This is a genomic window from Nocardiopsis synnemataformans (assembly GCF_965343085.1).
In the GTDB taxonomy this organism is placed as follows: Bacteria; Actinomycetota; Actinomycetes; order Streptosporangiales; family Streptosporangiaceae; genus Nocardiopsis; species Nocardiopsis alborubida.
Map to the genome: position 1 here is coordinate 16,115 of NZ_CBDRFA010000104.1, position 11,151 is coordinate 27,265.

Sequence of the window (11,151 nt, forward strand, 5' to 3'; positions counted from 1 at the left end):
GGGCGCGGAGCCGTCGTCCCGCCCCCGTGGGCCCCCGCCCCGGAGGGAAACGACGCGGGCCGGTCACCGGACGCTCATCGAACGTACACGGGAAACCGAGTACGCTACCGCAGTCGGCCCTCCCATCCGAGGCCCCGCCCGCACGGACGGCGGCCCCTCCCACGGCGACGGTCACAGCCCCGTCCCTCTGCGGAAGAGTCCCGACGGGACGGCGGTGAGGATCCCCCGAAACAGCGGACGCCTCCCGAGTCCGGCGCGCCGCGGAGGGCTGGCGTAAGGTCGGGTCCCCGCGCCCCTCTGCCCCGCGCACGGCCTCCGCACGGGAGGACGCGCCCCCGCGCACCCGACCGGGCCGCCCCGTCGGGTGCGGGGCGCGCCCCGAGGACACCCCCAGAGAGTCTGGAGCACACGTCAGGTGACCGCACACACCGATCCGGGGACGGCCCGCTCCCGGCGCCGCCGCACCGCCGCCGCGGCGCTGGCCCTGGGACTCCTCGCCCCCCTCCCCGCGGCTCCGGCGGCGGCCGAGGCGCCCCAGGACCCCGTCTCGCTCGCGCAGGTCCACCCCTTCAAGGCCGACGACCAGCCGTGCGCGGCCACCGGCGGGGACGTCGTGGAGCAGACCCCCTGGACGCACCACTTCCTCGGCCTGTCACGGGCCCACGACCTGAGCAGCGGCGAGGGGGTGGGCGTGGCGCTGCTGTCCCCGGAGGTGGACGGGGGCGTCCCCGCACTGGCCGACGCCGTGGAGGGCGGGCAGTCCGCCGACTGCCTGGGGTTCGGCACGTCGCTGGCCGGGGTGGTCGCCGCCCGGTCCGTGGAGGGCAGCGGCCTGGTCGGGGTGGCCCCGGGCGCGTCGGTGACGGCCGTGGCCACGGGCAGCCCCCAGACCGGTCTGGCCTCAGCGCAGGAGATCGCCGCCGGGATCGGGAGCGCGGTGGACGCGGGGGCCCGCGTGGTCCTGGTGGGCACGGGCACGTGGGAGGCGTCCCCGGCGCTGGAGTCCGCGGTGGCCGCCGCCGAGGAGGCCGACGCCGTGGTCGTGGCCCCCGCGACGGTCCCCACCTCCCGAGGGCCGCTGCCGGGCCAGCCCGCCCAGCACGCGTCGGTGCTGAGCGTGGCCGCGCACGACGTGGAGGGCCTTCCCGTGGCCCAGGGCCCGCTGGTCCTGCCCAGCGGCGACCTGGCCCGCGTGGACCTGACCGCGCCGGGCGACCGGGTGGTGGGGACCGGCCCGGGCGGCGGCCACGTGGCCGCGGCGGGCGACGGCGTGGCCGCGGCGTTCGTGGCGGGGACCGCGGCCCTGCTCATGGCGCGGGAGCCGGACCTGAGCGCCGAGCAGGTGCGCGAGCGGCTGACCACCACGGCCTACGCCTCGCCGCGGGGGGACGCGGACCCGCTGTCGGGACACGGCAGGGTCGACCCGCTGTCGGCGATGGCCATCGCCCCGGGCGGCACCCCCGCCGGGGTTGCGGGCGAGGGGTTCGTCCCCGACCCCTCTCCCGAAGGTTCGGTGGACGCGCCGCCCACGGCCGCCGTGGTGTCCGTCGCGCTCCTGCTCATCGTGCTGTGTGTCCTGGGCGGAGCGGTGATCAAGCTCGGACGCGCGCGCGGGTGGCGCCCCGCCGCCGCGGGCGAGCCGGTGCCGATGCGCTCCGACGAACCGGTGCGCTGACACCGAGCTGACGCGGAAGGGGGCGTCCGGCGCACCGGACGCCCCTCCCGCCTGGTGCGTTCCGGGAACCGGCCTCCTCCCTTCCTGGAGAAGGGGGAGTCCGGCCACCCCTCACGGCGCGGTCGGCGCCGTGCGCCCCGCCGCGCGGGCTGGTTCCCGCATCACTCCTCGGCGCCCTCGGCGATGGCCAGCTGCACTTCCACCGGGTCGCGGCGCGCGATCCACAGGGCGCGTCCCGCGGGCATCGTCCGCGCCCGGACGCTGCCGAACATCATGCCCTCCGAGGGCGGGGCGGACAGCAGGATGCTGGGCGTGTTGGAGTCGATGAGCGTCCGGATGACGGGGTCGCTGGAGGCCCGGCTGAAACCGCCCGCGGCGTGCACGAGGACCACGTGCAGGCCGATCTCCGCGCCCTGGCCGAGCATCGGCAGGAGCGGGGTCAGCGGGTTGGGACCGCTTCCGGAGACCATCTCGAAGTCGTCGATGAGGACGAACAGCTCGGGGCCGGTCCACCAGTCGCGCTTGCGGATGCGGTCGGGGGTGATGTCGGGCCCGGGCAGGCGCGCCTTCATGGCCTGCGCGGCGGCGGCCATCATCTCCTTGACGTTCTCGCCCGACACCGCGTAGCCGAGCTGCATCTCCTTGGGCACGGCGTCGTAGAGCTGGCGGCGCTGGTCGGCGAGTACGACCCGGGCGTCGGTGGGGCCGTAGTGGCCGCGGATCGCGTTGGTGATGTGGCGCAGCAGCGTGGTCTTGCCCGTCTCGGTGTCGCCGACCACGAGCAGGTGCGGGGTGACGCCGAAGTCGTGCCAGAACGGCTGCATCCGGCGGCTCTCCAGGCCCATGGGCACCCTGAGGCCGTTCGCCTTGGTGAGTTCGGAACCGGGCAGCTCACGGGCGTGCAGCATCGGGGGCAGGGTGCGCACCGACGGGGCGGAGGGCCCGTCCCAGGCCGCGCGCACGCGGTCGGCGAGCTCGGTCATGCCCTCGGACAGCGTGACCGAGTCGGCGTTGCCGTCGGCGCGGGGCAGACCGGTGAGGAAGTGGTGCTTGGTGTCGGTGATGCCGCGGCCGGGCACGCGGGGCACGGTCTGCGCGGCGCGCATGTGGACCATGGAGTCCACGGGGTCGCCCATGCGCAGCTCGAAGCGGGTGCCCATCAGGTCGCGGATACCGGTGTGGAAGTCGGCCCAGCGCGGGGAGGCGACCACGACGTGCACGCCGTAGTTGAGGCCGCGCTGCACGATCTGGACGATGGAGCCCACCAGGTCCGCGTAGTCCTGGCGGATGGTGCCCCAGCCGTCGATGACGAGGAAGACGTCGCCGTGGGGCTGGTCGGCGAACTCCCCGGCGGCGCGGCGCCTGCGGTAGGTGCCCATGGAGTCGATGCCGTGCTCGGCGAAGAAGACCTCACGCTTGGTGAGGATCTCGTTCATCTCCATGATGGTGCGGACGATGCGCCGCTCGTCGGTGCGCGTGACGACGCTGCCCACGTGCGGCAGGTCCTTGAGCGAGGTCAGCACGCCGCCGCCGCAGTCGATCCCGTAGAACTGGACCTGGGCGGGGGTGTTGCACACCGCGAGGGTGAGGATGAGCGAGGCCAGCATGGTGCTCTTGCCGCTCTGGGGGCCGCCCGCGATGCCGACGTGTCCCCCGGCTCCGGACAGGTCGGCGACCAGGGGCAGGCGCCTGTGCTCGAAGGGGCGGTCGATGATCCCCAGCGGCACGCGCAGGGTCGTCTCCTTCCTCCAGGCCAGACCGCCCTCGGGCAGACGGGTGCCGACCATGGCGAGCAGCTCGCCCACCAGCGGCGGCACCTCCAGCGGGGGCAGCCACACCTCGCGGGCCGCGGGCCCGAGGTCGTCCATCCGCGCCAGCGCGGTCGCCAGGAGGGACTCGCTGGTCTCCTCCACCTGGACCTCGGGCTCCTCGGGTTCGGGGGCGGCCGCGTCCACGGCGGTGTCGGCGAAGAGCACCACCTCGCCGCCGACCGTGCTCCTGCGGGCGGCGCGGCGCTTGACGCGGTAGGGGCCGGAGACGTAGGCGGCCTTGAAGCGGGTGAGGGTCTCGGTGTCGGTCTTGAGGTAGCCGTTGCCGGGGGCCGAGGGGAGCTGGTGGGCGTCGGGGACGCCGAGCACCCCCCGGCTCTCGATGGCGGAGAAGGTGCGCAGCGCGATCCGGTAGGACAGGTGGCCCTCCAGCTGGTGCATGCGGCCCTCGTCCAGGCGCTGGGAGGCCAGCAGCAGGTGGACGCCGAGGCTGCGGCCCAGGCGGCCGATCATCACGAACAGGTCCATGAAGTCGCGGTGGGCGGCCAGCAGCTCGCTGAACTCGTCGACGACCACGAACAGCGTGGGCATCGGCTCCATGTCGGGGTTGGTCTCGCGGGCCCTCTCGTACTCCAGGGCGGAGCTGAAGTTGCCCGCCGCGCGCAGCTGTTCCTGGCGGCGGACCAGCTCGCCGTGCAGGGCGTCCTGCATGCGCTCGACCAGGATGGCCTCGTCGGCGAGGTTGGTGATGAGCGCGGAGGTGTGCTGGAGCTTGTCGAGGCCGATGAAGGTGGCGCCGCCCTTGAAGTCGACGAGCACGAAGTTGAGGGTCTCGGGGGTGTGGGTCAGGGCCAGGCCGAGCACCAGGGTGCGCAGCAGCTCGCTCTTGCCCGAACCGGTGGCGCCGATGAGCATGCCGTGCGGACCCATGCCGCCCAGCGCGGACTCCTTGAGGTCCAGCTCCAGCGGCGCGCCGTCGGAGTTCATGCCGATGGGCACGCGCAGCCGGTCCTTCTCGTGCAGCTCGCTCCACATGCGCTCGCTGTCGTGCCGGTGCAGGTCGGGGATGCCCAGGAGCGTGGTCAGCTCGAAGTCGGTGGTGAGCGGCTCGGTGACCTCGACGACCATGCCGATCCGGTAGGGCGAGAGCAGGCGGCCCAGGGAGGCGGCGCGGGGCAGGCTCAGGGTGTCGGGCCGGCCCAGCACCTCCTCGGTGTCGCGGCCGCTGTTGTCGCGGGAGAGCATCACCAGGCGTTCGGTCTCCACCCGCAGGGCCAGGGTGTAGGGGTCGTCCTCGGGGGGCATCGGGTCGGCGACGTCGATGACGACGGCGTTGCGGTAGCCCCCGCCCAGCATGCGCGACCCCGGGGGGATGCGCCCGCCGTCCACGACGATGACGGTGAAGGGCTCCTCGCGGCTGGGGGCGGCGGTGGGGTCGAAGCGGGGGCGGTCGGCCAGGTCCGGGACGAGCCGTTCGAGCTCCATCGCGTCCGTGCACAGCAGCCGTGCCTGACCCGCGCCGTCGCGGGCGGTGGGGTGCTGGCTGTGGGGCAGCCACTTGGCCCACGACCACAGGGACAGGGACTCGTCGGAGGTGCACACGGCCACGCGCAGCTCGTCGTGGGCGTGGAAGACGGTGAGCTGGCCGATGAGCGCCCGGACGAGGCCCCGGCTGGTGTCCAGGTCGCCGCGCATGGTGATGCGGGAGTACCCGCGCAGGTAGATCTGGACCGGCTGGTCCTCGACGGTGCCGTAGGCGCGGATGAAGCGGCGCAGGGCGTGGGCGCTGAGGGGTTCGAGGTCCTCCACCGGCTTGGAGGAGACCGGGGAGATGGTCATGGACAGCGCCTGTTCGCCCACGGCCATGCGCGCCTCGGCGAAGTCGTCGTCGGTCCCCCTGCGCTCCCACAGCCGGGAGGTGCGCACGATCGACCACAGGGCGTCGGGGTGGGGCGCCCGCCAGAGCATCGCGTCGCGCTGCTCGGTGACCACGCCCCGCAGGCGGGTGCGCATCTGCTTGAGGTAGCGCAGGTAGTCCTGGCGGTCGTCGTTGAGCTGGCGGCGGCGCTCCAGCATGCTGCGCAGGTACTGGCCGCCGAGCATGACCACGGCGCCCACGAGCATCATGCCGCCCGCGAGGTAGGGCATGATGCTGCTGCCGTCCCCCATCCTGCCGGGGCGGATGATCATCATGAGCATCGCCATCGACGTCAGGGCCATCGGCAGGTAGGTGAACACCGACGAAACGTTGGCCTGCGGTTCGGGTAGCTCCGGGGGCTCCTGGAGGCTGACCTCGCCCGAGGGCAGGTCCGGTCCGGGGCGCCGCGGGGGGCGCCGGACGAGGATCGTACTCACAGGACGGGGTCCTCCCTTGCAGGGAACAACGGGGAACGGTCCGAAAGCCGGGACCGGAACGGGGCCGTAACCGGCGTCCGGAACCGGACGCCGGAAGCAGAACACTACTGTTGCCAACTAAAGTGACAGACACCAAAATTTAAAACAACACACCTCCAAAATGGGTCGTCGGAGTGTTACCGTCACTTCCGCCCCTGTCACGACCCCGCTTCATGATGGGCCCCCACCGGATGAACGATGTCGCCTCCCCGGACCTGTGCCGACTGCTGATCCGCGCCCCCGCGCGCTCCTTCGAGATCGCGGCGCCCACGGAGGTCCCCCTCTCCGAGATCCTGCCCACCCTCGTGCTCTACGCCGAGGGCGACAACGGCGAGGACCTTGACGAGAGCGGACTGGAGCACGACGGCTGGGTCCTCCAGCAACTGGGCGACGAGCCCCTGGAGGAGGACGAGACCCTCCGCTCCCTGGGGCTCTGCCACGGAGAGACCCTCTACCTGCGCCCCCGCCGCGACCAGCTGCCGCCGGTGCACTTCGACGACCTGACCGACGGCGTCGCGACCGGTATGGGCGAGCGCCCCGACCGGTGGCGCCCCGAGGCCACGCGCGTCCTGCTCCAGGCGCTGGGCATGGTCGTGCTGTTCACCGGCCTGGCGGTCCTGGTCAGCGGCGGTCCCGGCCTGCTGACCGCGGTGTCCGCGGCCTGCTCCTCGATCCTCATGCTGCTGTCGGCCTGGGCCGCCTCGCGCGCCATGGGCGACCTGGCCGCCGCCACCGGCCTGGCCGCGGCGGCCACCCTGTACATGGCGGTGGCGGGCGCGTCCGTGCCCTCGGGCGACCCCGGCACCGCGCTGACCGGAGCGCGCGTGCTCACGGGCTCGGTGACCGCGGCGGGGGCCAGTGTGCTCGGCCTGGCGGCCGTGGCGGGCTCGGTGCCCTTCTTCGCCGGCCTGTTCACCGCCGAAGTACTGTGCGCGCTGGGCGCGCTGGGTCTGATGTTCATCCCCGGCGCCACGGTCCCGGCCGTGGCGGCGCTGGTGGCGCTCATCGCGCTGCTGCTGGGCACGTTCGCCCCCCAGTTGGCCTTCCGCCTCTCCGGCCTGAAGCTGCCGCCGCTGCCCTCCAACCCCGACCAGCTCCAGGAGGGCATCGACCCCTACCCCGCGCGCGGGGTCCTGGACCGCGCCGCGCTGGCCGACCGGTTCCAGACCGCCCTGTACGCCTCCACCGGCGCCGTCCTGACGGTCTGCCTGGTCGTGCTCGGCGCCTCCCCCGGGTGGGTGCCGATCACGCTGTGCGTGATCGTGTCGCTGGTGATGCTGCTCCAGTCGCGCGGTCTGGCCAGCGCCTGGCAGCGGTCCTTCGTGGTCGCGCCGCCCTGGATCGGTCTGACCGCGCTGGTCCTGGTCCTGGTGTGGACGGCCGACCCCCTGCCCCGCACGCTCGCCATGGTGGGCCTGTTCGCCGCCTCCGCGATCCTGGCGGTGGTGTCGTGGAACCTTCCGGGCACACGACCGCTGCCCCACTGGGGCCGGGCCGCCGAGATCATCCAGTCGCTGCTGACCGTGGCCATCGTGCCCCTGGTCCTGGCGATCTTCGGCGTGTTCTCGCTCCTGCGCGGAATCGGCGGCTGACATGCAGTCACGTCGCGACAGGGTGATGGCCCACAACTTCACGGTGGGCCGGCTGGGCACGGCCATGCTGGAGGGCGACCCCGACGCGGTCGACGCCCCCATGCGCCGCACCCGCACCGGAACCTACATCGGCATCGCGATCGGCGCGGTGCTGTGTATCGGCTTCCTCGTGTTCGGCCTCATCTTCCCCGGGGGCGCGACCAGCTGGCGCCAGGAGGGGCGGCTGATCGTGGACCGCGACACCGGGGCCTCCTACCTGTACTCGGCCGGGGTGCTGCGCCCCGTGGCCAACGGTGCCTCCGCCCGCCTGGTCCAGGGCGCCGACGCCGCCGTGAGCCTGGTCTCGGCCGACTCCCTGGAGGGCGTGCCCGTGGGCGGTCCCGTCGGCATCGCGGGCGCGCCCGACGCCCTGCCCACGCAGGCGGGTCTGGAGGATTCGGTCTGGCGGGTGTGCGCGCTGCCGCCCGAGGGCGAGGAGGACGAGCGGGGCCGCACCGCCCTGGTGGTGGGCACGGCCCCCGCCCCGGCCTCCCCCTCCGCCGGCCAGGCGGTCCTCGTGTCCGGCCCGGACGACGCTCCGCACCTGCTCTGGAACGGCACCCGCCTGCGCCTGGACGAGGAGGGCGGCGCGGTCCAGGCCCTCGGCTACGGAACGAGCGACGCCCTGCCCGTCACCTCGGCGTTCCTCAACACCGTGCCCACCGGCCCCGACCTGACCGCGCCCGAGGTCCCGGGCGCCGGTGAGGACGCGGGCGAGATGGCGGGCGAGCCCCGGCGCGTGGGGCAGGTGTTCGCGGTGTCCACCCCCGGGCAGGAGGACCAGCACTACCTGCTCACCCGGGACGGTCTGGTCCCGCTCTCCGTGACGCACGCGCTGCTGCTGCTGGCCGACCCGGACGTCTCGGGTGCCGCCTACCCCGACGCTCCCGCCGAGGCGCTGCCCCTGCCCGCGGGCGAGGCACACGCCCGGCTCTCCGATGGCCAGGGCCCGCGCGAGGAACGCCACCCCGCGGCCCCGCCGGAGCTGGTGGGCGTCGGCGCGAGCGTGCCGTGCCTGCGGCTGGCCCCCGACGGCTCGCTGTCGGTGACCATGGACGACCCCGCCGGTGTGGAGGCGTGGCCCGTGCAGGAGCGGCCCGGCATCGCTCCCGGTTGCCCGACACCCGACCTGGTCGGCATCGCCTCCGGCCGGGGCTCGCTCGCCGCCGCCCAGCCCGTGGGCGGCGGTGGTGGTACCGCCACCACCCACTACCTCGTCACCGACAGCGCGGCGAAGTATCCGGTGGTCGACGAGACCGCTCTGACCTCACTCGGCTACCAGACGGCCCAGGCCGTCCAGGTCCCGACCTCCCTGCTGCGGCTGCTGCCCTCCGGGCCGGTGCTCGACCCGGAGGCGGCCGCCCTCCCGCTGGCGCCCTCGTCGATGGTCGAGGACGCCGGATGCCCCTGATGGAACCCACAGAGGAGATCCCATGTCGCAGATGACACAGACCACGGATGATGGCGAACGGCAAGCGCAGGAAGCCATGAGCGAGGCCCACGCCAAGTGCAACGAGGTCTACAACAGCGTGGACAGCGCGCGTGACAGGCTGCGCGCCTCCTGGCAGGGCGCGGCTTCCAACAGCTACAGCGAGGCGGTCGTCGGCTGGTTGGAGGAGCTGCGGCTCATCACCAACGACATGAACCGCATGATCGGCACCTTCGGCGGCACCGTCCAGGCGATGCACTCCACGGAGGACGCCAACATCATCGCCGGTTCGCGATGGATGAACGAGCTCAACCCGCAGAACTAGTCCGGCTGAGGCCGGTCAGCTGCTTCCACCCCGCACGCGACCCTCTCCGGAAGGCGAGACCATGAGCATCAACGGTTTCAGCGTCACTTACGCCCACGTCAACGACGTCACCGACGAACTGCGCGCCCAGACCGTGAAGGTACAGAACCAGCTCGAGCAGCTCAACATGACGATGCAGTCCCTCCAGAGTCAGCTCGAGGGCGCCATGTTCACGGAGTACCAGAACAAGTACCGGTCCTGGCAGTACAACGTCGCCGACATGAACACCCTGCTGGTCAAGGCCGAGAACGCCCTGAAGGAAATCAGCAACGATTACTCCTCCACCGACAGTCGCGAGGCCATGAACTGGCAGGCGCTGCTGTAGTCCGCTCCCCCTCCCCCAGGGCGGGCGGCCCACCACTCCCCTCGTGGCCGCCCGCCCCGCTCCGCATCACCCCCATCCCCCGCCCCCGACACAACCCAGACGAACGACCGCCCTACGGGCGGTGAGGAGGCTTTGACGTGGAGTCCCCCCTCTTCGACTTCCGTGCCGCCCTCTCCGGGGAGGAGCCGGATCCGACCGAGACCGAGGAGGCCACCCTCCAGGAGCAGAACACCAACACGAACCGGTCGGAGTCCGCTCCGATCAGCGTGGACCTGACCAGCGGACTGCTCCTGCTCCGGCACGCCGGTTCCTCGGTCGAGGTGGACACCGCCACCCGGGAGGCGGTACTCGATCCGGGCGACTCCAGGGTGAGCGTCGGCGACGACGGCGTGATGCTGTTCGGCACGCAGCAGTCCGGTGACAGCGCCTCCCCGCACGTGTTCGCCGACCAGGGGGTCGCCCGCGTCGTCACCGTGTCCGCACCCGAGTCCGGGGACGTGTCCGACCAGGAGCTCCACGCGGAGAGCCTGTTCGAGCCGTTCTCCCAGGGGACACCGGCGCTCCCCGTCGAACCGGCGGTCAGGACAGTCGGGGTGCCCGCCAACGCGGAGCCCGTCCCCGAGGGCGAGACGACCGCCACGGAGCCCGTACCGCTGGAACCCATGCTCATCGCGGAGCCCGACCATCCCCTGGAGCCGCTGGAAACCGGGGAGGTCGAACAGGGCGAACTGCTGGAGCCGCTGGCCTCCCGGGTCACCGAGGCCGCGGAGCCGATTCCCGGTGTGGAGCCCATCTCCGCCGACGCCGACGACCCCGCCTTCGGCGAGACCGGCTCCGAGATCCCCGGGGCGCCGGTCGTGACCCTGGACCCCGAGACGGGGATCACCACCGTCGAGGCGGGCGAGCTGAAGTTCGTCCTGGACTCGGACGCCGGCACGATCAGCATCGAGCCCGGGGACAGGAACGTGCCCCTCGACCCCGAGGCGGCGCCGGTCACCGTCGAGGCCGGACACCTGGGTCTGACCATCGACCCGGCCGAGGGCACCGTCGGGATCGAGACGACCGGCTCCGGTGACGGCGAGGAGAGCCTGCCGACCACGATCGAGATCGGCGACCTGAAGCTCACCCTGGATCCCGAGACGGGCGAGGTCTCCCTCGATCCCGGCAGCGGGGACGTGGAGGTCGACCCCGAGACCGGTCTGATCACCGTGTCCGAGGACCTCGACGGTGAGGAGGGCACCGATGACGAGAAGGGCACTGGCGACGAGGAGGGAGACGACCGTCCCGGCGGCGACGGACCCGGCGAGCCCGGCGACGAAGACCCCTCCGACCACGACCGCCCCGGTGACGGGCCCGGCACGCCCGATCAAGATGACTCCTCCGACCACGACCGTCCCGGCGACGAGGACTCCCCCCAGCACGTGGAGAGCAACCGCCCCGGTGCGACCGACCCGGGCAGCGGCGGGGCTCCGGGCGTGCCCGTGGGCACCGCCCCGCCTCCGGTCACGGGAGAGACCCCCCGGGACGAGCACGAGCCCGACACAGGCGACGACTCCGACACCAC

Annotated in this window: 6 protein-coding genes and 1 pseudogene; 6 read left to right on the top strand and 1 reads right to left on the bottom strand. The window is 73.1% G+C overall.

The annotated features are described in order from the left end of the window. Positions 1-415 precede the first annotated feature (415 nt). Entirely contained in the window at positions 416-1,675 is a 1,260-nt protein-coding gene (locus ACSIH6_RS36130; RefSeq protein WP_435112816.1) for a S8 family serine peptidase, read from the top strand. A gap of 161 nt (positions 1,676-1,836) precedes the next feature. Here ACSIH6_RS36130 and eccCa read toward each other — a convergent pair whose 3' ends face one another. Further along, complete coding sequence (gene eccCa, locus ACSIH6_RS36135; RefSeq protein ID WP_435112817.1) at positions 1,837-5,799, bottom strand: type VII secretion protein EccCa; 3,963 nt, start codon at positions 5,797-5,799, stop codon at positions 1,837-1,839. A gap of 212 nt (positions 5,800-6,011) precedes the next feature. Here eccCa and eccD point away from each other — a divergent pair, with 212 nt between their 5' ends. The 5 genes and pseudogenes from eccD to ACSIH6_RS36160 all read left to right on the top strand — a co-directional run. Further along, the gene (eccD, locus tag ACSIH6_RS36140) at positions 6,012-7,430 is read left to right on the top strand and encodes a type VII secretion integral membrane protein EccD (RefSeq protein WP_435112818.1); all 1,419 of its coding nucleotides are present in this window, start codon (positions 6,012-6,014) and stop codon (positions 7,428-7,430) included. Position 7,431: 1 nt separating this feature from the next. Further along, a complete protein-coding gene (gene eccB, locus ACSIH6_RS36145; RefSeq protein ID WP_435112819.1) occupies positions 7,432-8,880 on the top strand; it encodes a type VII secretion protein EccB in 1,449 nt (482 codons plus the stop codon). Between the two features lie 22 nt (positions 8,881-8,902). Next, a complete protein-coding gene (locus ACSIH6_RS36150) occupies positions 8,903-9,223 on the top strand; it encodes a WXG100 family type VII secretion target (protein WP_435112820.1) in 321 nt (106 codons plus the stop codon). A gap of 61 nt (positions 9,224-9,284) precedes the next feature. Beyond that, the gene (locus tag ACSIH6_RS36155) at positions 9,285-9,587 is read left to right on the top strand and encodes a WXG100 family type VII secretion target (RefSeq protein ID WP_435112821.1); all 303 of its coding nucleotides are present in this window, start codon (positions 9,285-9,287) and stop codon (positions 9,585-9,587) included. Between the two features lie 137 nt (positions 9,588-9,724). Then, positions 9,725-11,151: pseudogene (locus ACSIH6_RS36160) on the top strand (AAA family ATPase); the annotation flags it as partial.

Bases quoted from the DNA above. Each gene is read 5' to 3' on its own strand.
- ACSIH6_RS36150 (WP_435112820.1), top strand. From the start codon at position 8,903: ATGTCGCAGATGACACAGACCACGGATGATGGCGAACGGCAAGCGCAG.
- eccD (WP_435112818.1), top strand. From the start codon at position 6,012: ATGATGGGCCCCCACCGGATGAACGATGTCGCCTCCCCGGACCTGTGC.
- eccB (WP_435112819.1), top strand. From the start codon at position 7,432: ATGCAGTCACGTCGCGACAGGGTGATGGCCCACAACTTCACGGTGGGC.
- ACSIH6_RS36155 (WP_435112821.1), top strand. From the start codon at position 9,285: ATGAGCATCAACGGTTTCAGCGTCACTTACGCCCACGTCAACGACGTC.